The following is a 20613-nucleotide window of genomic DNA, read 5'->3' on the forward strand; positions in this document are numbered from 1 at the left end:
ATATGCCCAAACGACCAGGTATTCCACGTCAAGCCATCTCGGTGCAGATACCCTCTGGCTATCACGAGTTACCGCTGACAGGTATTGATTCGGCGATTGGAGCCGCGGAGCCGGTCTTGCTGCAATCGATGACCGGCTCGCTTCGGGATAGCGTGCCCGCAGCTCTCGGTACGCTCGAGTACCTTCTCGGCGCGCTGGCCGCGCGGAGTGCCGTGTATTGCGGAATCGGCGTGCATCGCGGAAGTGCGGGCCAGTCGGTTACCTCCTGGCTGACAGTGTCGTGCATTGATGCCGGCGAACCCCGAAATCCGCGATTGGTGATTCTCGATCTGGGCCAGGCGAAACTACGCGAAGAATTTTCCTGGCGGCTCGAGCCAGTGGAAATCGGCACGCGTCCCGTGCTGTTCGCCGAAGCTGTCTGTCATTACCCCGCGCCCGACTTACCCGCTGTTCCGGAAGCAGCTGAGGACGGCTCCGCATTTCAGATGGAGGCGCTGATTCCTTCTTCCGATGGCGCGACCGTGGCGGCAATCGAAGTCGCGACGACCTCGGTCGAGCAGGGTCCGGAGTTCGCCGCGATGTTGTTCGCGATGGCAGCCTCTCTCGAGTTCGTGGCGTCGCCCTCCGGTGGATCGAGTCTGGACTTGTGAATACCGATAGCAACGCTGAACTGAGCCACACACCGCCGCCACAGGGCGCGGCGGCGAAGTGGGCACCGACGCGAGCCGCGTTGTCCCGCAACTGGGCACTGCGCTGGCCCCTTCTGTTGAGCGCCTTGGCATGCGGTCCATTGACCGTTGTGATGATCAACGAGTTCAATCACCCAGGTGTGCACGGCATGGCGAAACTCGGCAAAGTAGCGATTCAGCCCGTGGCGTTGTTCTTCGTCTTCGGCACCATGTTCGGCAGTGTCTTCGTGTGGATCAACCGCCGCAGGCGCAAGGCCCTCTTCAGACATCCTTGGACGATCTGGCCGATTCGCTATATCTCCGCGGGGAAGTATGAATGGATCGACCTGCTCGGCCAGAGCGGCGAGATCGTCTCGACTCTCATCCTGAGCACCTGGGCATGGGATCGAGGCAAGCTGGTCAACCACAACACCCGAGAGGTGTGGTTCGCCGGGGATCCATCGAAGTACGGTGTCGTCTCCCGCCCCGGTGGCCGGGACATGCGCTACGCGTACGTGTCGCGCGTGCACACAGCGCCACGATTCACCTTCCAGGAACGGCAGAGCGATCCCTCGGCCGGCGGACGTCATGCGGCCGACTGAACGCGTGTCTCCAATTAGATGACGGTCGCCTCCGAGTTATTGCCGCTCACGTCCGGCCCTGCGGTACCGAGGGCCGACCGCCGGTAGAGTGCGGATGCGGACATCGCCGAGCGCGGATCGGGCGTTGGGACGGTCGTCGAGACGAGGAGGCTCCGATCGAGACATCCCGTGCGCTTGATGGGCATACCGAGGGTGGACCGGGCGCCGCCACCGCGCCGGGGGGCGCGGTCTTGGCGGGGACAGTCTTCGGTGTTGCGGTTCTCTTGTGCGCTCATCTGGATTGGGTGCCGTTTGCCGGTGACCCGACCGGACCGGATCGGCTCGTCGGTTCGGTGGTCGGCGGGATTCTGCTGGGTCTTTCCCTGCTGGTGTGGGCGATCAAGACGCTGTATCTGGTCGGCAGAGAGCGTCGGTGGTCCTGGAAGGTCGCCGCGGTGCCGGTGGTTGTGCTCGCAGGGCTGGTCGCCGGGTTGGTCTTTCGGCCCGATGGCTTCGACGCCGCACGTCCGGAGATGGAAGAAGTCGCGGTCGAGATGCTGCGCGAGACCGGGCCGAGTAGCCGCCGTGATCTGAACTTCGGTGGGCTCGAGATCAGTTCGGCGCAGCGCCGGTCCGATGGTTCCGTCTACTTCTACGACGCCGATGGGTTCGTGGGCTCGACTGTCCACGGCTGGGTCTACTCGCCGAGCGCCGAGCCGGTGGGGAGCGGCGCCCGTCGGTTCGAAAAGCTGTCCGGACACTGGTATTCGTTCGTCTTCGCCATCGACTGAGGTCGCGGGCGGCGAGACAAAATAGAGCACGGCGGATGTCGGGAATCGATGCCGCGAGCACAACCCCACCGGCCGAGGAACTCGAGGCCGACGGACTCGGGCGGTGTGACGCGGGTGTCGCGTGCGCGGCCGCACTCGCCTCCCGGATACCGGCCGCTGTCGGTCCGTGACACTTGGTTCGACCGCCGCTGGTGACCTCCGGGACGGCCGCTGGTCGCTGATGGTGTCTGTCCGTCGTTTCACGGCGGGTGCTGGGTACTCCCCATCCCGAAAGACCGCCGACGTCCGAGACCGAGTTCGGCTCGGCGATGCCTACTCGGCCGAGCGCCTCATCAACGCGTTGGAGACCGAGCCGCAGCCGCGCCGGGGCGTCATCCATACCCGCCGGATTCGGCGCGCTCCGATAGTCGGCTCAGTTCTATGCGTAAGAGGTCAGTCGCCCGGCATCCGCCCACCCCTGAGCCGACCGTGTTTGTGACACAACCGAACTCGGACTTTGCCGAAAGCCCAGGCCGGGATCGGTGTCGCGCGGATCTGTTGACAAGCCCGAGCGCCCGCCCTAATCTCTTCTTAAACGAAGAGAACGCGTTGAGGAAGATAGTTCTTCTGCGCAGATATGAATACTGAAGGGATTCCCTCCGTGACCTCGACCAGCACAGATACCGAATCGACCACTCACAGCAAGCCGTGTCGCCGCATCGTCGTACGCGTTCTGGGGGCCACCACGCTCGCCCTCGGTATCGCCGCCGCCGGTGGCTACGTCTGGCTGGACCGGACCTCCGACGTCCGGAATGCCGGTGTGGCCGAGTGCACGAGCCTCACCCCGGATGGCGGCAACGCCGACGAACTGCGTGCGGTGTGCGGCACCCTCACCGACATGACGGCGGCGTGGGGCCGCGGCGACGCCGCCGCCTACGGCGCGACCTTCACCGAGAACGCCACCTACACAACCTTTCTCGGCACCCACTACGCGGGACGCCGCGACCTCACCGAGGCGCATCGGGCCCTGTTCTCGGGATTCTTGAAGGGCACTCGGCTCGCCGACTCGTTTCTCGGTGTGCGTTTCTACGGAGACGACGTCGCGATAGTCACCAGCCGCGGCGACCGCTACGAAGGTGACCGCCCAGCGGAGCTGTCCAAGACCCAGACCTACACGTTGGTGCGGGAAGGCGACGGCAAGTGGCGGATCGCGAGCTTCCACAACACCAAACGCCAGGCGATCATGGAACGCGTCTCGTTCCTGTTCGACCCGGAAACCCGGCCGGAGGCCGAGCGGTGAGAGCGCTTGTCACCGGCGCCAGCGAGGGCATCGGACGGGCGGTCGCGGTCTCTCTCGCGAAGGACGGATACGCGGTGACCGCTGTGGCCCGCGGTGTGGAAGGCCTCGAAACTCTGATGGCCGAACTGGGCGGCGGCCACGACTATCTCGCCGCCGATCTCGGCACCGAGGACGGACTGCGCTCCGTCGCGCAACGACTCCAGCACGGCGGCTACACCCTATTGATCAACAATGCCGGCACCGCCGGGCATGGCGATTTCTCCGCAGCCGCGCTCGAATCAGCGCTCGCCACGCTGGATCTGAACTGCCGAGCGGTCGTCGTCCTGTCCCACGCTTTCCTCGCCGCCGCTACACCGGGAAGTGTCTTGGTCAACGTGTCTTCGACGCTCGGATCCACCCCCAAACCCGGCATGGCTGTCTACAGCGCGTCCAAAGCTTTCGTCACCGCGTTCTCCGAAACGCTCTGGCACGAACAGAAAGCACGCGGCGTGCGAGTGCTGGCCCTGTGCCCCGGGGTCACCGCTACGGCCTCCCAGTTCGCGGACGATGTGCCGTCCTGGTTGATCCGGATGCCTGAGCAGGTCGCGGACCGCACCCGCAAAGCGCTGGCGGGCAATGCCGGTCCCATCATGCACACCAGCCGGGTCAACCGCGCATTCGCCACCGCGCTGCGGCTGCTACCCCGCCGGGCCGCCATGGCACTGCTGGCCGACTGAGAAGAGAACCATGACTACCCACACCACCATCCGCGGTCTGATCGAGCCCAGCGAGAGTGCGCGGAATCGCGTCCGATCCGCCGAGACCGTCTACCACGATGGCGACGAGCTCCGCCGTGCTCATCGCGTCCGGTTGAAAAGCTTCCCCGAAGGAAACCGTCCGGCCGACGACGTCATCGAAACCCACCGTTACGATGCGGATGCCGCCGTCGTGGCACGCGGCGGATCCGCCAAGGGGCAATCGAGCGAACGCGCCACACATACGGTTGTCCGAGACCCCGGCAAACGCCGGCGCACCGCAGCCGTGCAAAAGGCACAGCGCAAGCCGCTCCCGCGAGCTGTTCCCGTACTGTCCCGGTCCGCCTCCCGGCCGGGTGCGCACTGATGGCCGCCATCGCTGTCCTCGGAGCCACCGGCCGTACCGGGCGGATCGTCGTGGATCGCGCGCTGGCTCGTGGGCATCGGGTCACCGCGATCGCTCGCCGGGCCGCGGATACGGTTCCCGCCCCGGGCGTGACCGTGGTGACGGCCGATCCGTGCACACCCAACGAATTGACGGGGCTACTCGACGGCCACGACGCGGTGATCTCCGCACTCGGTGCCACCGGGCGCGGCCCCACCACCGTCTATTCCACCAGCACCACCGAGATCATCGCTGCCATGCGCCCGTCCGGACGACTCCTGGTGATCTCCTCCGCGGGCCTCGGCGTCCCCGCCGATGCCGGACCGGGCACCCGGTTGTTCGCCCGAGCCCTGCACCACGTCATGCGGCACACCTACGCGGATATGGCGCGCATGGAACAACTGCTCGCACAGAGCGACTTGCGCTGGACAGCCGTCCGCCCCACCCGATTGACCGACGCCCCCGCCGGCGGCCGCCCCCGCATCTCACTCCACGCCGAGAAGAAGGTAGGCCCACGCACCGCCCGAACCGACCTGGCCGACTACCTCCTCGCCGCCATCGACGACGATCACACCTACGCCACCACCGTAGCCATCTCCTCCTGACCCCGTCACCGGCCACGAGTGGCGCACAGCAGCGGCATTTCTCGAGAAGAGGTCTCCATGGTGTGCCCCCGCGGGCACGATGGGGATTCGGGGCTGGGAGCGGCTCCGCCGGTCAGGGCCCGCTGACGAGCGACTCGGCCAGTTCGTTCTTCTCCGCTTTCGCTCCGAAGTAGTCGCCGCCCTTGGCCCGCATGTTGTCGGTGCCCCACTCACGCTGTTCGCGTGGGGCGGGAACCAGGTGCGGGATGTGCTTGCGGCAGTGGATATAGGCCTCTTCCACGCGGACCACGACCCAGTGTTCGGCCACGCGGCCCTTGTGGTTGACCGGCAGGTCGGAAACGACGTTGCGCAGGGCGTGGTCGGCGACGATGTGTGCCGAACCGTTGATGTGCAGTCCGATCAGGTCGCGAACGAAATCGAGGAGCAGTATCCCGACGTGCGCGTTCTCCAGGATATTGCCGAGGCTGGCCATGACGCCGTTGCCACGGTATTCCGGATAGGTGATCGTATGTTCATCGATGACGTGCAGAAAACCGGGCGGTCCGGCACGGAAACTCGAGTCGCATTCGCCGTTTTTGTCCGACGTGGCGATGAACGCCATATCCATCCGGCCGATGAAATCGATCATCGTCGGGTTGAGTCGATCGAGCATCTGATCGTCGTAGAACCGCTGTGCTCGATCTTGTGTTCCGTACTGTTCCTGCAGCTCACGCTCGCCGCTGCTGCCACCGTGCATGCCGGGCATCGCCGCCCCCTCTGGTCGCCGGAATCCTGGGTCCACCAGGCTCGACATTGAACCGCGGTCGTACCGAGATCGTGTCGATTTTAGATGAGGATCGCTAGGTAAAACGTGGAAATCGGCATCGAAAATTCTGCCGATTTTCGTACGTACCAAGCATTTCGGACGATTAGCTAAAAGCCGACCGGCCGGAACTGTTTCCGGCCGGTCGGCATTTGCGGGAGTGGTTCGCGGTGTGTCAGGCCGGGGTCAGCGTGACCGGGACCCCGTTGAACACGGCGTTGCCGGAGGGCGCGTCGACCACCGAATCATCGGTGAGCACATTGGCGTTGACACCCGCGTGCGCGCGGGCCACGGTCTGGCCGCTGTCGGCGTGGCCCCATCCGTGCGGCAGGCTCACCACGCCGGGCATGATCGACTCGGTCGGCTCCAGTGGAACCGTCAGGGTCCCGGCGGCCGACTTGACCACCGCTTGATCGCCGAGCCCCAGCCGTGCCACGTCGGCTGGATTGATGTGCAGTGTGCAACGATTCGACCCGCTCACCAGCGGCGCGATGTTGTGCATCCAGCTGTTGTTGGACCGCAGCTGCCGCCGCCCGATCAGCACGATCTCCGGCGCCTCGTCGGCCAGGCGAGCCCGCATCCGCGCCACGTCGTCGAGCAGGGGCTGCGGGGCCAGGTCCACGCGGCCGCTCGCCGTGCGCAGGACGCCCGGCAGGCGCGGCCGCAACGGGCCGAGGTCGATGCCGTGCGGGTTGTCCAGCAGCGCTTGCAGATTGAGCGTGCCGCCGTTCCATTCGCCGTACGGCCCGAAGCGCAGCATCAGGTCGATACGCTGCTCGGTGCTGTTCTCGCCGATCAGGTCGCCGCGCCGCTCCGCGAGCCCGGCCTTGTGCAGCAGGCCCGCGATGACGAGTTCGTCCATGGCGGTGAGCGGATCCATCCCGTCGGAGCCGTTGTGCGGCCTGCCGGTGAGCGCGGCGGCCAGACGTGCCAGGACGGCGGGCTCGGAGGGCCGGTCACCCAGCGGCACCAGCGGGCGCGAGTAGCGGGTGTAATTGCGCACGGCGAATTGCAGCAGCGCGAAATCGTAGTGCGGGGATTGGGTGGGACGCGGGGGAGGCAGGATCACATCGGCGTGCCTGGTGGTCTCGTTCACGTAGCGGTCCACGCTCACCATGAAGTCGAGCCGGGCGAATGCCTCGTCCAGGCGGGCGCCGCTCGGCGCGGACAGCACGGGATTGCCCGCGACCGTCACCAGGGCGCGGATCTGCCCCTCGCCGGGCGTGGTGATCTCGTCGGCGAGCGTCGCGACGGGCAGCTCGCCCATCGCCTCGGGTAGCTCGCGGACCCGGCTGGTCCAGCGCCCGGCACGGAACGGCTTGGTCCGGGGGACGCCGCCGGCGGCAGCGGTGGCGAACATCGCGCCGCCGGGGGAGTCGAGGTTGCCGGTCAGCGCGTTGATCGCGTCGACCAGCCATTGCGTGATCGTGCCGAATTCGGCGGTGCAGGTGCCGATGCGGGCGTACACCGCGGCGGTCGGCGCCGCCGCGAGTTCGCGGGCGAGCCGCACGATCGTGGACGCGGGCACGCCGGTGCGGGCCGCGACCGTGTCCGGGTCGAACGCCGCGGCGGTCGCGCGCAATTCGTCCACCCCGGTGACTTCGACGCGCAGATCGGTCAATTGCTCGGCGAAGAGCGTGTGCACGATGCCGAACAGCAGGTAGGCATCGCTGCCCGGCCGGATGAACAGGTGCTCGTCGGCGAGTTTCGCGGTGCGGGTCACCCGAGGGTCGACCACCACGAAGCGTCCGCCCCTGCCGCGCAGGGCCTTCAGCCTGCCCGGGAAATCCGGTGCGGTGCACAGCGAACCGTTCGATTCCAGCGGATTGGCGCCCAGCATCAGCAGATAATCGGTGCGGTCCAGGTCCGGCACCGGCACGGTCAGCGGGTCGCCGAACATCAGCCCACTGGCCACCTGCTTGGGCATCTGGTCGGCGGTGCTGGCCGAGTAGATGTTCTTGGTGCCCAGCGCGCGCAGCAGCATCGGCACGTACAGCGTGCCTGCCACGGTGTGCGCGTTCGGATTGCCCAAGTAGGCCGCGGCCGACTGGTTCCCGTGCTCGGCCACGACGGCGGGGAACCGCTCGGCGATGTAATCGAAAGCTTCGTCCCAGGTCGCGGTGCGCCAGGCGCCGGTCGCGCGATCACGGATCAGCGGTTCGGTCACCCGGTCCGGGTCCTCGTCGAGATGGCCGAAGCTGGCTCCCTTGGGGCAGATGAAGCCCTTGCTGAAGGGATCGTTGCGGTCGCCGCGGACCGAGGTCACGTGGTCGTCGGCGTCCAGGGTGATGTCCAAGCCGCAGACCGCCTCACAGAGTGGGCAGGTCCGCAGCAGATTGCGCGCTTGCGTGATCGGGGCCATACCCCATCTTGTCGTCCAGCGGTGGAACTGAAAAGAGAACGCTCGATATCGGCAACGCCAAACGACCGGTACCCGGCGGCGCTCCGGGGTGGGGATCCGGAGCGTCGAGACGGATACCGGTCGCAAACAGGCCGGGTAGCGCGGCCCCGGCCCGCGATCAGCAGGTTCATCCGATCAGGGAGGCGTTGCTCAGCAGGCGATGGTCAGCAGGCGATGGTCAGCAGGCGATGGTCAGCAGGCGATGGTCAGCAGGCGATGGTCAGCTTGGTGCGGCGCGCGGAGGTGGCGGCGCGCACGGCCGCGGCGAGGGCGACGACCGGCGGCACCCAACGGGCCTCGGCGGGCGCGACGCCCCAGCAGGCCGAGCCGGCCGAGAGCTGGGTGGGCGGCAGCGGGATGCCGGCCCCGTCGGTGTACACGGTGGCCCCGGCCTCGCGCAGCGCCTGCAGCGCCATCGCGGCCTTGCGGACGCCGGTGACCAGGTGGATCTCGCGACGCTCCGGGCCGGGGATCTCGATCACCGCGCCGGACAGGTTGTTCGCGCGCAGGAAGCGGCGGACCTCGCCGGCCAGTTCGCCGGTGACCTCGATGCCGGACAGGTCGTCGTCGGTGATCAGGCTCAGACCGTTGGCCGTTTCGGCGACCGTCCACCCGCGCTGGTTGTAGTCCTGCGCAGCGGCGGTCAGTTCGGCCGCCGTGACGGAAGTCGGAAACGTGGTGCGCACTGTCTTCTCCATTCCCCGGTAGATCTTTGGGTCCTGCATTCATGGGTCGTATCGGCGGGGGCCGCCACGGGCGTTACGCGTTCTCCGAGAAAATTTCCGGAGTGTCGCCTACGTCTCATTTCCGAGAGGTTCGTACGTGTTCCGCCGGGCATCCCGAGGTGGCTCGCCATGGTTGCCACGCAGCTACTTTCGACCCCGGACCTGGCCACTCGCTGCGCCGGAGCTGTGAGGTCGCTGTGGATGGCCCGCTGGGGGTCGCGGGTGCGAAAACATACCGGTGGCGTGCGTTTCCGGCTGGATCGGAGCGCCCCGGGCAAGGAGGATTCTCGGCATGAGTGACGAACCCCACGGCGCCGGAGCGCCCGCGGACCGCGAATCCGCGGACGTCGAGGAGTACGAGGCCGAGTCGCGCTGGCTCACGTGGAAGGAGTCGGCGGCCAAGCGGCTCGCCGGGGCCGCCTCCGACGAAGAGGAACCCGCCGAGCCGTTCCGCAGCCCCCGCGCCTTCGCGCAGTGGAGCGCCGCCGCCGCGCGCGCCCTGCTCGACGTACAGTTCCACCGCCCGGCCACCCGCACGCTCTTGCCGCTGGCCTACATCCTGGGGCTGGTGTTCGCCTTCGCTGTGCCGATCACGCTGACGGTGGCGGCGTGGCGGGTGTCCGCGGCGCTAGGCGTGCTCGCCGCGCTGCTGGGCATCCCGCTCGGCCTGACCATCGCGGCCGCCGTCCGTCTGATGCTCGAGTTCCTGGTGAACGCCGCGCGCCTGGCGACGAGGGTGGAGCACATCAGCGAGCTGGCCGACGACCTGTTCCAGGCGTTGTCGGACGTGGCCGAGCCGGTCAACCAGTTGTCCGAAGACGTTCGAGCAGTACAGTTCTGGCGCTTCCGCAAGCGCAACCCGCGCAGGTAGGGACGAAAACGCGGCGTGCGGAAGTGGTTTGACTCGCAGAAGCCATCGGCCTGGCTGAGACGCGTGCCGTGACCGCTGTGAGTTTCACTGTCAACAATGCTGTTCGGATACCCGGCACATCCACCACGGGTCTCCGGAGAGGGCGCGCCGCGCCGCAGACCGCGCAAACGCACGGTGCGGCTGGACAGGGGGGAAGCATGGCTTTACCACAGGGAACGACCGGATCGACGATGCCGCGACGGCAGCTCGGCAGGCACTTGCGCGATCTGCGCACCCGTGCCGGGATGACCACGCGGGTGGCCGCGCAGCAGCTGGAGTGGTCGGAGGCGAAGATCTGGCGGATCGAGACCGGCCAGACCTCGCTGCGTGGCCTCGATGTCGAGGCGATGTGCAAGGTCTACGGCGCGCCGCCCGACCTGCTCGAACCGCTGCGCGCGCTGGCGCGCGACACGAAGGCCAAAGGCTGGTGGACCGCCTATGGCGACGTGATCCCGGAGGGCTTCGACGTCTACATCGGGCTGGAAGAGGCGGCCACCCGGCTGTTCACCTACGAGAACGAGCTCGTCCCCGGACTGCTACAGGCCGAGGGCTACACCCGCGCGGTGTTCACGGCGGCGCACCCGGAGTTGTCCGCCGGCGAGATCGACCGCAGAGTGCGGTTGCGCCAGGCCAGGCAGGCGCTGGTCACCCGCGCCGACGCGCCGCTGCGGTTGGACGCGCTGGTCGACGAGGCCGTCTTGCGACGGCGCATCGGCGACCCGGAGATAACCGCGGAGCAGCTCGACCACCTGCTGCGCATGACCGAACTGCCGAACGTCCGGCTCCGAGTGGTGCCCACCGAGTGCGGTTACCACGACGGCATGACGTCGGGCCGGTTCGTGCTGCTGGAGTTCCCCGAGGTGCGCTCCGGCGAGCCGTCCGAACCGCCGGTGGTTTACCTGGAGGCGTTCACCGGGCCGGTCTACGTGGACAAGGAACACGAGATCGCGCGTTTCCGGGCTGCGTTCGCGAGCATCGAGGCGGCGGCGGTCGACGCGCGAGCATGCATCGAAGACGCCCGGAAATCGCTCTGACCAGGCCTATCCGGCGCTGATCAGCACTTCGGCGGCCCTGGCGGGTCCCAGGTGTCGCTCAAGACCTCCCGGTGGGTGGGCAGGGCCTGCTCGTAGACCTCGCGGCCCTTCTCGGTGAGGCACACGAACACGGCGCGGCGGTCTTGCGCGCACATGGTGCGCTGGACGAGACCGTCGCGCTCCAGCCGGGCCACGGCCCGCGAGAGCGCGCTCTGACTGAGGTAGATGTCGTTGGCCAGGTCGCTCATGCGGTAGTCGCCGCAGTTCGCGTCCACCAGTCGGTCCAGCGTCTCGAATTCGCTGAGCCCGATGTGATGCCCGTTCTGCAGCGCCTTCTCGAGTGCGCAACTCACCGCCGCGTGCCGGTCGAGCAGCTCGCGCCACTCTGCAACCAGCCCGGCCGGCGCGGGAGCGCGCCGGACTGTGCTCACGGTGGTCGGCTTCGACATGGCCCCATCTTAGTGGGCACGGCGAGTGTATGCAACTGCATTAAATGTGTTGGCATTTAATGCACGCGCATGTAATGTTTCCCGCATGACTTCACCAGCGACGCTCTCGGCCGCTCAGGCGACCGATCCGGCCAGATGGTCAGCCCGGCTCTGGGGCATGCTGATCACGCTGTGCATCGTGTTGTTCCTCGACGGCCTCGACGTTTCGATGATCGGTGTCGCCCTCCCGTCCATCGGCGCGGAACTCGATCTGTCCACCTCGACCCTGCAATGGCTGGTCAGCGGTTACGTGCTCGGCTACGGCGGGCTGCTGCTGCTCGGCGGCCGCACCGCCGACCTGCTCGGGCGCCGCAAGGTCTTCCTGATCGCCCTCGCGGTCTTCGCGGTCGCGTCGCTGGCCGGCGGTCTGGTCACATCCGGTCCGCTGCTGATCCTCACCCGCTTCGTCAAGGGCCTCGCCGCCGCGTTCACCGCGCCGACCGGCTTGTCCATCATCACCACGAACTTCGCCGAGGGCCCCGCCCGGAACAAGGCGCTGTCCATCTACACGGTGTTCGGCGCGGGCGGCTACTCCATGGGCCTGCTGTTCGGCGGCCTGATGACCGGCGTCGGCTGGCGCTGGACCTTCCTGCTGCCGGTGCCGATCGCGCTCGCCGCGCTGGTCTCGGCTTACGTGCTGGTGCCCAAGGACAAGCCCGCCGAGGAAGGCGGACACGACCTGCTGGGTGCGCTGCTGTCCACCACCGCCATGCTGCTGCTGGTCTACACCGTGGTGGCCGCGCCGGAAGCCGGCTGGGCGTCGGCGCGCACCATCGGCTCGTTCCTCGCGGTCGTCGCGCTGTTCGCCGGGTTCGTCGCGGTGGAGAAGCGAGTGCGCTACCCGCTGGTGCGCCTCGGCATCCTGCGCAAGTCCTCGCTGGTCCGCGCCAGTCTCGCGATCGTCGCGGTGGCGGGCTCCTACTTCAGCTGGCAGTTCATCGTGACCCTGTACATGCAGGACACCCTCGACTGGTCCCCGCTGAAGCTGGCGATGGCGCTGCTGCCGGTCGGTCTGCTTGTGGTGCTGTCGGCGTTCTTCTCCGACAAGCTCGTGGATCGTTTCGGCACCGGGCCGGTGATCGCGGTGACCATGGTCGTGATGGCCGTCGGTTACCTGCTGTTCCTGCGGCTGGACACCGCCCCCTCCTACCTGACGATGCTGCTGCCCGCGGTGCTGCTCATCGGCATCGGCTGGGTGGGCTTCCCCGCCATCAACATCCAGGCCACCAACGGCATCGAGGACGAGGAGCAGGGTCTCGCGGCAGGCGTGCTGCAAACCTCCATGCAGGTCGGCGCGGCCATCGTGCTCGCGGTGACCACCGCGATCATCTCCTCCGGCGCACACGCCGACATCTCGGCCGCCGGGATGCTCGACACCTACCGTCCCGGTCTGGAGTTCGCCGCGGGCGTGTCCATCGTCGGCGCACTCGTCGCCCTGCTCGCCTTCGCGCCGCGGTTCCGGGGCCGGGAGCGGGCGGTGGAGGAGTCGAAGGAACTGGAACTCGTGGCCTGACCGCTGTACCGGCCGCATCGCGCCGTCACCCGCACCGGGTGGCGGCGCTCGGCGTATGCCGCGCCGAACTCCGTCCGGCACGGGCCGCGGGCGCAATCTCACCCAGCCGCGCCTTGGTGCGGCTTCTTCCCCTCGCTCGATCCAGAGCCGACCAGAGGTTGCGGATCAGGAGAACGGTGGGGCCGCAGTATCTTTCGCCGAACGGACGAAGGTGAGTTCGCTGCCGTCCCGCCCCACGCGCGGCCATTCGATGCCCAGCGTCGGATCGAACGCATCCATGTCGTGGTCGAACTCCGGCTGGTACTCCAGTGAGCACAGGTAGGTGACGGTCGATCCGTCCTCCAGCGACAGGATCGCGTGGCCGAGTCCTTCGGACAGGAACACCGAGCGCCGGTCGACGTCGTCGAGCAGGACGCTGTCCCAGCGACCGTAGGTCGGCGAGCCGGGGCGCAGGTCGACCACCACGTCGAGGAACGCGCCGCGCACGCAGGTCACGTACTTGGCCTGGCCCGGCGGGTCCTCGGTGTAGTGGATGCCGCGCAGCACCCCGGCCGCCGACACCGAGCAGTTCACCTGCCGCAGGTCGAACGGTCGCCCGGTCGCCTTCTCGAACTCCGAGGCCTTGAAGCCCTCGAGGAACATGCCGCGATCGTCACCGTGCTGGCGAGGTGTGACCACCCACGCGCCCGGCACCGCGAGCTCCCGGAACTCCATGCTCACCAGTCCCGTCCGCGTTCGAGCAGATCGAGCAGGTAGCGGCCGTAACCGGAGCGGATCATCGGTTCGGCCAGTCTGCACAGCTGCTCGTCGTCGATGAAGCCCATCCGCCAGGCCACCTCTTCGGGGACGCCGATCTTGAGGCCCTGCCGCTCTTCGATGGTGCGCACGTAATTGGCCGCGTCCAGCAGGGAATCGAAGGTGCCGGTGTCCAGCCACGCGGTGCCGCGGGCGAGTACGTCCACGCTCAGGCGATCCTGTTCCAGGTAGGCGCGATTGATGTCGGTGATCTCGTATTCGCCGCGCGCGGAGGGGCGCAGCGACCGGGCGATCTCCACCACGTCGTTGTCGTAGAAGTACAGGCCCGGAATGGCGTAGTTCGACCGCGGCGTCTTCGGCTTCTCCTCGATGGACACCGCCCGCCCCTCGGTGAACTCCACCACGCCGTAGGCGGTGGGATCGGAGACCCAGTAGGCGAACACCGCGCCGCCGTCGATCCCGTGGAAGCGATTCAGGCTGGTGCCGAGGCCGGGGCCGTGAAAGATGTTGTCGCCGAGTACCAGTGCGGCGCAATCCGCGCCGATATGGTCGGCGCCGAGGACGAAGGCCCTGGCCAGGCCGTCCGGCTCGGGCTGGACCACGTAGCCGAGCGACAGGCCGAACTGCGTGCCGTCGCCGAGCAGCCGCCGGAACGCCGCGGCGTCATCGGGGGTCGTGATCACCAGGATGTCCCTGATCCCCGCGAGCATGAGCGTGGAAAGGGGGTAGTAGACCATGGGTTTGTCGTAGACCGGGACCAGCTGCTTGCTCACCCCGCGCGTGATCGGGTGCAACCGGGAGCCGGTGCCGCCCGCCAAGATGATTCCGCGCATGCATGGAGTCTGCCAGTTTCACGGCGCCGGGATTCGGTGAGGTTCCGAGTAGCCCTCGATTCGGTCACGGTTGTTTCGCCGCGGCGCGGATCGAGCGATTCTGTTGCGTAGGTCACTATGCGCATGGTGTTCTGAAAAGACACCGCGTGAGATGTCAGCGCCGACAGCTCGCCTGGGCGACCTCGGCCCGGTCGTGATTCGGCGCACCAGTTGTGAGGTAGGTGCGCGATGGCGACCAGAGACGGCGAGCCAGGCGTGGTGATGAACCCGAAGGGCCCCAGTGCGCAATCGCGGCTGCTGCTGGCCACCTGTATGGGCGTGGTCCGGCCGGTGCTGCGAACCTTCCCGGTCACCAGGACGACCATTCCTCTCGGCGCCGCCACCGTGGACGGGCTGGCGCGGTTGCGTCCTCGGCCGCACGGCATCGATCGGGAGCAGGTGTCGCTGCACGGTATCCGCCTGGAGATCATCCGCCCGGCCGGTGCGTCGCGTGCGCTTCGCCACGGCGCGGTGCTCTATATGCACGGCGGCGGCTTCGCGATCTGCAGTACCCGCAGCCACCGCCCGATCGCGGCCAGCCTGGCCCGCCGCACCGGTCTGCCCGTGATCAACGTCGAGTACCGCCAACTGCCCGGCACGCGGATCACCGACTCGGTACGCGACTGCCTGGCCGCGTATCGCTGGCTGCTGCGTCACGGCGCCGATCCGGGGCGGATCATCTTCGCGGGCGACTCGGCGGGCGGATACCTCACCTTCGCGACCGCGCTGCTCGCCCTGGAATCGGGTCTGCCCGCGCCCGCCGGGTTGGTCGGCTTGAGCCCGCTGCTCGACCTGGACTACGGGGCGAAGCGCGACTATGTGAATGTGACGCGGGATCCGTATATCCCGCTGTCGGCGCTGGAAGCGGTGGTGCGCATCGGCGCGGAGATCGACGGGGCGCTCGATCCCAGGCTGTCGCCGGTCAACGCGGTGCTGTCCGCGCTGCCCCCCGTGCTGCTGATCGCTGCCGAGGACGAGGTGCTGCGCTTCGACTCCGAATTGATGGCACAGCGGCTCACCGCGGCGGGCGTGCCGAACGCGCTGGAACTGTGGCGCGGCCAGGTTCACGCCTTCATGAGCATCGCGCCGGGCCTGCCGGAGAGCAGGGCGGCGCTGGCGCGGGTCTCGCGGTTCGTGCGGGCCCGCATCGAGGACGACCAGCAGGCACGGACGGCTTGACCGCCCGGCCTTTCGAGGCGAGCCTCGCCCCGCATTTCAGGCGGGACGGGGCTCGCGTCCTGTCCGGAGTGCTGCGCGGCGCCGGACGCGTCCTCGGAAAAGCGAAGCCCCGTCCACGCGGACGGGGCTTCGCTGATTTTCAGTTGTGCGTTCGTTCGCGAATTACTTCGGCGCGTTGAACGGCTGGTTGATCGTCGTGAAGTACTGGATCGCGGCGCCGATCGCGACCGGAGCGGTGATCAGCAGCTGGCCCGCGAGGGTGCCCAGGGCGCCGACGGCGACGATGCCGCCGAGGCAGCCGATGGCGGCGGCCGGGATGAACGCGCCGAACAGGCCGACGATCGCCGCGGAGGCGACGGTGGCGCCCGCGATGCCGCCGAGCACGCAACCGATCGCACCGCCCCCGATGCCGCCGACCAGGGTGCCGATGGTGGCGCCGGTCGAGATGGTGTCCTTCATGCGGTTGAAGGCGGCCGTCTCACGGTCGTACTCGGTCTTCCACGGCGCCTTGTCCTCGAAGGGGAGGGCGACCGGCTTGTAGGTCGCGTGCGCAATGTCGAACTGGGGGGTAAGGGTGGCGGTGCGGTCCGCGATCTCGGCAGCGATCGGGAACTCGAAGTCGTCCACCCGGAAGGTCAGCGGCATGCCGGTCAGCACGTCGCCGTTGGCGGCCTTGACCTTGAAGGTGCCATCCTCGACGACCATGGAACCGGCATCGGTCGTGATGATGGACTGGGTGTCGGTCGCGTGGGCGGTGAAGTTCACCGCGCCATCGGCCTCGGGGGCCGGAGCCGCGTTCACGGTGCCGGCGGTGACGCCGAGAGCGGCGATCAGCAGTGCCGACGTCGCGGCGAATTTCCTCATCAGCATTTGTTTCGAACCTCAATCGGAACGTTCGGAGGGGACTAGACGAGCAAAATCTAGACCAGCTAACGCGTGGTGAACCGCTTGTGACTGTTTATTCAAATTTTGTTCACCATCGAGACCCACGGCTCGGTGGGGTCTCGGAAATGTGGGCGCTGACCGGCATTTTCCGGAACAAAACAATCCGAGAATTCCATTCGCTGGGAAGTCAATGAGACGAACATCACAGTTCAAAATATTGGAGTGGCTTTCGGCCGCACCGGGTTTCGAGTCCTTCGCCGGTTCGGCTCGGCCCCACGTACAGTCATGGGGTGCGATTGCTCGTCACCGGCGGCGCCGGGTTCATCGGCGCGAACTTCGTCCAGCAGACCGTGTCCGACCACCCGGATGCGACCGTCGTCGTCCTCGACGCCTTGACCTACGCCGGGAACCGGGCCTCGCTCGACCCGGTGGCCGACCGCATCCGCTTCGTGCACGGTGACATCGCCGACCTAGATCTGGTCGACGACCTGGTCGGTGGCGTCGACGCGGTGGTGCACTTCGCCGCGGAATCGCACAACGACAACTCGCTCGCCGAGCCGTGGCCGTTCGTGCAGACGAATATCGTCGGCACCTATGCCCTGCTGCAAGCCGTGCGCAGGCACGACGTGCGCTACCACCACGTGTCGACCGACGAGGTCTACGGCGACCTGGCCCCCGACGACCCGGCGTTCACCGAGACCACCCCGTACAACCCGTCCAGCCCGTACTCGGCCACCAAGGCCTCCAGCGATTTGCTGGTGCGCGCGTGGACCCGTTCGTTCGGCGTGCGCGCCACCATCTCCAACTGCAGTAACAACTACGGGCCCTACCAGCACGTGGAGAAATTCATCCCGCGCCAGATCACCAACTTGATCGATGGGGTGCGTCCCCGGCTCTACGGAGCGGGGCACCAGGTGCGCGACTGGATTCACGTCGAGGACCACAACCGCGCCGTGTGGGAGATCCTGCGCCACGGCCGGATCGGGCAGACCTACCTGATCGGCGCCGACGGCCAACTCGACAACAAGTCCGTGGTGCGGATGATCCTCGCCGAGTTCGACCGCGATCCCGACGATTTCGATCACGTCACCGACCGGCCCGGCCACGATCAGCGCTACGCGATCGACGCGACGTTGCTGCGTTCCGAACTCGGTTGGCGGCCACGCTACGCGGACTTCCGCGCCGGCCTCGCGGCGACCATCCGGTGGTATCGGGACAACGAATCCTGGTGGCGCCCATACAAGGCGGCCACCGAGCAGGCCTACACCGCGGCGGGGGAGCGGACGCTCAGCGCGACGGGCGACTGAAACGACAACGGCGCCCCGGGGACCAGCTCCGAGGCGCCGCGATCGAGGCTCAGCCCCAGACGATGGTGTAGTACTTCGCCGCCGCGGCGATCAGCGCGACACTGGATGCCACCAGCACGGTGACGGCCGGGCCCACCGACGGAGTCTTGCCCGTCGAATCGGTGAGCCGCAGCGGCATCCAGCGCAGCAGCACCGCGAGCGTCACGATCGCCAGCGGCACGAAGTAGCGGCCCTGCACGCCATCGATGATGTAGTAGCCGACCGGCGTGAACGACATGTACAGCGTCACGTAGATCATCGCGACGCTGGCGGCCATGGTGAGCGCGACGATCAGGGTGCGGCGGAAGGCCGGGGCCGTCATCCGTTCCGCGATGCCGAGACTCACCGCGAACGCCAGCAGACAGGCCAGCATCGACAGGGCGGGCACGTCGACGTAGGCGAAGCCGAGTTCGCCGAAGAACTGGCTGAACCAGCGCTGGTCGCGCAGCGCGATGCTCTCGCCGAACACGTGCACGAATTCCGGTGGGTCGCGCAGGATGCCGCTGAGCTGATCGCCGGGACGCACCGAATGCCACTGGTGCGGCGGCCGCATCAGGCCCATCCCGTCCCCGGTCGGTGCCGCGATCTTCATCCACACCGCGAAGGCGAGCGCGCCGAGCGCGGCGAAGATCCACGGGATCCCGCGCCACCGGCCGCTGAAACCGAACCGTTCGGCGGGCACCAAGGCGACCAGCAATGCCAGCAGCACATAGGTGGGCTTGCTCACCGGCAGCAGGATCGTCGCGGCCAGCAGCGCGCCGATCTCCACCCGGCCCAGTCGCTCGCCGAGGAACATGGCCTTCACCAGCAGTGCGGAGACCAGGATGGCCAGCGCGTTGGTCATGGTGTCGGCGGTGACCGTGCCCGCCTGGAACACCGCGATCGGCAGCACGGCGACGGTGAACGCCAACCACTGCACCCGGTGCGCGCGCAAGGCGTACAGGCCGAACCCGACCACCACGAGGTAGGCCACCAGCCCGGCCAGGCGGGTGAGCAGCAGCAGGCCGCCCACGTCGAGCCCGAAGAGTTCGCCGAGGCGGATGCCGATGGCGGCGGGAATGTAGGGGACCGGCGAGTAAGCGGCGGTATTGGTGAACCAGACCGGTTCGGTGGCATCCGACACCGCGGCGCTCGTCAACCGGTCGTAGCGGGCCGGATCGCCCACCATCGGATCCGGCTCGTCCGGGTTGGTGGTGTAGTCCTGCAACGCGTAGCCCATCAGCACGGTGATGCTGGACGGGATGTCGCCGCCGTAGGCGATGCCGCGATCGTCGTGGATCCGCTGAGGCAGGAAACCGCCGTGCGCGACCTGGTAGGCGCGGCCGAACTGGGTGATCTCGTCATGACCCCAGAACGGCGGGGTGAGGACGGTGAACAACGCGCCGAAGATCGTCGCAAGCAGGGTGAAGGCGATCGTCGCTCCGCCCAGCCGGGTCACCATGCGGCCTGCGAAGCCTTTCGGGGCCCGGTCCGTGCCGGGAGCAGTCTCCGCCTCGGCGTCGACGGCGGGTAGCGGCGCGGTGTCGGTCGCGGGTAGTGGTGCGGTGTCCGTCGGCTCGTCCAGATCCTTGTCCGGCGTCGAGGTGGGATCCGCCTTGGTCGTCAACGCCCGGCTCCGGCGTCGCGGGCGGCGGCGCCGGCGCCGGTGATCCGCGGATCGTCCGCGCCCACCGCGGTGTAGCGCAGGTAGACCAGGCGCGCGGCCTCGTGGCGGGAGCGGCGGATGCCGTCGAGGATGAGGCCCGCCGTCCAGGCGAGGCTGCCCAGCAGCAGCAGGGTGAAGGCGAGGAACAGCGTCGGGAACCGGGGCACCGTGTGGGTGTTGTAGAACTCGACGATTATCGGAATGGTCAGGACGATCGAGACCAGCCAGCTCAACGTGCCGAACAGGCCGTAGAACGCCACCGGACGCTCGTGCCGGGCCAGCCCGATGATCAGGGCGAGGATCTTGAACCCGTCGTGATAGGTGCGCAGCTTGCTCTCGCTGCCCGCCGGACGATCGCGGAAGCCGACCGGCACCGCTGTCTGCGGCACCCGCAGGTGCAGCGAATGCACGGTGAGTTCGGTCTCGATCTCGAACTCCCGGGACACCGCGGGGAAGCTCTTCACGAAACGGCGGGAGAACACCCGGAAGCCGGAGAGCATGTCCTCGACGTTCTCGCCGAACACCTTCCCGACCACGCCGTTGAGCACCCTGTTGCCGGTCTCGTGGCCCGCGCGGTAGGCGGAGGCGCCCTCGTCCTGCTTGCGCACGCCGAGCACGTGATCGTAGGGGCCGTCCAGCAGCGTCTTGATCATCAGCGGCGCGGCCGACGCCTCGTAGGTGTCGTCGCCGTCGACCATCAGGTACACGTCGGCTTCGATATCGGCGAAGGCGCGGCGCACCACATTGCCCTTGCCCTTGGTGTGCTCGTGCCGCACGATCGCTCCGGCCTCCCGGGCGCGCTCGGCGGTGGCGTCCGTACTCAGATTGTCGTAGACGTAGACGACGATCCCCGGCACGGCGGCCTGCAGATCGGCCACGACCTTGGCGACCGAGGCCTCTTCGTTGTGACACGGAACCACGGCGGCAATACGGAGCTCGGTGGAGTCCACCCGGGTCAATCCTCGCGATCGGTGGTGAATGTGGGAACACGGGGAGGGTACAGGGATCTCACAG

The 20613-nt window shown here is 67.7% G+C and carries 21 protein-coding genes; 12 read left to right on the forward strand and 9 right to left on the reverse strand.

The genetic code is table 11. From position 1 onward, the window contains the following. Positions 1–2 precede the first annotated feature (2 nt). The 7 genes from ABZ420_RS16970 to ABZ420_RS17000 all read left to right on the forward strand — a co-directional run bounded on the left by ABZ420_RS16970 (position 3) and on the right by ABZ420_RS17000 (position 5043). On the forward strand, positions 3–650 hold the full coding sequence (locus ABZ420_RS16970) for a hypothetical protein (RefSeq protein WP_357123161.1): 648 nt from the start codon (positions 3–5) through the stop codon (positions 648–650). After that, a complete protein-coding gene (locus ABZ420_RS16975) occupies positions 647–1270 on the forward strand; it encodes a hypothetical protein (protein ID WP_357123164.1) in 624 nt (207 codons plus the stop codon). The genes ABZ420_RS16970 and ABZ420_RS16975 overlap by 4 nt, the downstream gene beginning before the upstream one ends. Before the next feature lie 284 nt (positions 1271–1554). Continuing rightward, the gene (locus tag ABZ420_RS16980; RefSeq protein WP_357123166.1) at positions 1555–2040 is read left to right on the forward strand and encodes a DUF1109 domain-containing protein; all 486 of its coding nucleotides are present in this window, start codon (positions 1555–1557) and stop codon (positions 2038–2040) included. Between the two features lie 35 nt (positions 2041–2075). Further along, entirely contained in the window at positions 2076–2210 is a 135-nt protein-coding gene (locus ABZ420_RS16985) for a hypothetical protein (RefSeq protein WP_357123169.1), read from the forward strand. Between the two features lie 470 nt (positions 2211–2680). After that, the gene (locus ABZ420_RS16990; RefSeq protein WP_357123172.1) at positions 2681–3319 is read left to right on the forward strand and encodes an SgcJ/EcaC family oxidoreductase; all 639 of its coding nucleotides are present in this window, start codon (positions 2681–2683) and stop codon (positions 3317–3319) included. Further along, entirely contained in the window at positions 3316–4035 is a 720-nt protein-coding gene (locus tag ABZ420_RS16995) for an SDR family NAD(P)-dependent oxidoreductase (protein WP_357123175.1), read from the forward strand. Before ABZ420_RS16990 ends, ABZ420_RS16995 begins: the two co-directional genes overlap by 4 nt. A 384-nt stretch (positions 4036–4419) precedes the next feature. Next, positions 4420–5043, forward strand: a complete 624-nt coding sequence (locus tag ABZ420_RS17000; protein ID WP_357123177.1) for an NAD(P)H-binding protein — start codon at positions 4420–4422, stop codon at positions 5041–5043. Positions 5044–5155: 112 nt separating this feature from the next. Here the strand turns inward: ABZ420_RS17000 and ABZ420_RS17005 are convergent, their stop codons facing one another. From ABZ420_RS17005 to ABZ420_RS17015, 3 genes are all read right to left on the reverse strand, one after another. Then, on the reverse strand, positions 5156–5788 hold the full coding sequence (locus ABZ420_RS17005; protein WP_357123352.1) for a pyridoxamine 5'-phosphate oxidase family protein: 633 nt from the start codon (positions 5786–5788) through the stop codon (positions 5156–5158). Positions 5789–6020: 232 nt separating this feature from the next. Further along, a complete protein-coding gene (locus ABZ420_RS17010) occupies positions 6021–8207 on the reverse strand; it encodes a molybdopterin-dependent oxidoreductase (protein ID WP_357123180.1) in 2187 nt (728 codons plus the stop codon). Positions 8208–8452: 245 nt separating this feature from the next. Beyond that, positions 8453–8971 carry a hypothetical protein gene (locus ABZ420_RS17015; RefSeq protein WP_245548778.1) on the reverse strand — a complete coding sequence of 173 codons (519 nt, stop codon included), beginning with the start codon at positions 8969–8971 and terminating at the stop codon, positions 8453–8455. A 292-nt stretch (positions 8972–9263) separates the two neighbouring features. Between ABZ420_RS17015 and ABZ420_RS17020 the strand changes: the two genes are divergently transcribed. Both ABZ420_RS17020 and ABZ420_RS17025 read left to right on the forward strand, forming a co-directional pair. After that, positions 9264–9842: a DUF4282 domain-containing protein gene (locus ABZ420_RS17020; RefSeq protein ID WP_357123184.1), complete on the forward strand. Its 579-nt coding sequence runs from the start codon at positions 9264–9266 to the stop codon at positions 9840–9842. Positions 9843–10072: 230 nt separating this feature from the next. Beyond that, complete coding sequence (locus ABZ420_RS17025; RefSeq protein WP_357123187.1) at positions 10073–10915, forward strand: helix-turn-helix transcriptional regulator; 843 nt, start codon at positions 10073–10075, stop codon at positions 10913–10915. A 20-nt stretch (positions 10916–10935) separates the two neighbouring features. Here ABZ420_RS17025 and ABZ420_RS17030 read toward each other — a convergent pair whose 3' ends face one another. Continuing rightward, positions 10936–11364, reverse strand: a complete 429-nt coding sequence (locus tag ABZ420_RS17030; protein WP_357123190.1) for a MarR family transcriptional regulator — start codon at positions 11362–11364, stop codon at positions 10936–10938. 85 nt (positions 11365–11449) lie between these two features. Here ABZ420_RS17030 and ABZ420_RS17035 point away from each other — a divergent pair, with 85 nt between their 5' ends. Further along, positions 11450–12916 (forward strand): MFS transporter, encoded by a 1467-nt coding sequence (locus ABZ420_RS17035; RefSeq protein ID WP_357123193.1) that lies wholly within the window; start codon positions 11450–11452, stop codon positions 12914–12916. 165 nt (positions 12917–13081) lie between these two features. Here ABZ420_RS17035 and rfbC read toward each other — a convergent pair whose 3' ends face one another. Further along, positions 13082–13630: a dTDP-4-dehydrorhamnose 3,5-epimerase gene (gene rfbC / locus ABZ420_RS17040; protein WP_040864275.1), complete on the reverse strand. Its 549-nt coding sequence runs from the start codon at positions 13628–13630 to the stop codon at positions 13082–13084. Positions 13631–13632: 2 nt separating this feature from the next. Then, positions 13633–14505: a glucose-1-phosphate thymidylyltransferase RfbA gene (gene rfbA, locus ABZ420_RS17045; protein ID WP_357123196.1), complete on the reverse strand. Its 873-nt coding sequence runs from the start codon at positions 14503–14505 to the stop codon at positions 13633–13635. Between the two features lie 228 nt (positions 14506–14733). Here rfbA and ABZ420_RS17050 point away from each other — a divergent pair, with 228 nt between their 5' ends. Further along, a complete protein-coding gene (locus ABZ420_RS17050) occupies positions 14734–15723 on the forward strand; it encodes an alpha/beta hydrolase (protein WP_357123199.1) in 990 nt (329 codons plus the stop codon). Positions 15724–15885: 162 nt separating this feature from the next. On the opposite strand, the gene ABZ420_RS17055 is transcribed toward ABZ420_RS17050, so the two are convergent. Next, a complete protein-coding gene (locus ABZ420_RS17055; protein WP_357123202.1) occupies positions 15886–16593 on the reverse strand; it encodes a hypothetical protein in 708 nt (235 codons plus the stop codon). A 305-nt stretch (positions 16594–16898) separates the two neighbouring features. Between ABZ420_RS17055 and rfbB the strand changes: the two genes are divergently transcribed. After that, on the forward strand, positions 16899–17915 hold the full coding sequence (gene rfbB / locus ABZ420_RS17060) for a dTDP-glucose 4,6-dehydratase (RefSeq protein WP_357123205.1): 1017 nt from the start codon (positions 16899–16901) through the stop codon (positions 17913–17915). 49 nt (positions 17916–17964) lie between these two features. Here rfbB and ABZ420_RS17065 read toward each other — a convergent pair whose 3' ends face one another. Continuing rightward, positions 17965–19560 (reverse strand): DUF2142 domain-containing protein, encoded by a 1596-nt coding sequence (locus ABZ420_RS17065; RefSeq protein WP_357123208.1) that lies wholly within the window; start codon positions 19558–19560, stop codon positions 17965–17967. After that, the gene (locus tag ABZ420_RS17070) at positions 19557–20549 is read right to left on the reverse strand and encodes a glycosyltransferase (protein WP_040864279.1); all 993 of its coding nucleotides are present in this window, start codon (positions 20547–20549) and stop codon (positions 19557–19559) included. Before ABZ420_RS17070 ends, ABZ420_RS17065 begins: the two co-directional genes overlap by 4 nt. Positions 20550–20613 lie beyond the last annotated feature (64 nt).

It is taken from the genome of Nocardia sp. NPDC005745, assembly GCF_040630775.1.
Classification (GTDB): Bacteria; Actinomycetota; Actinomycetes; order Mycobacteriales; family Mycobacteriaceae; genus Nocardia.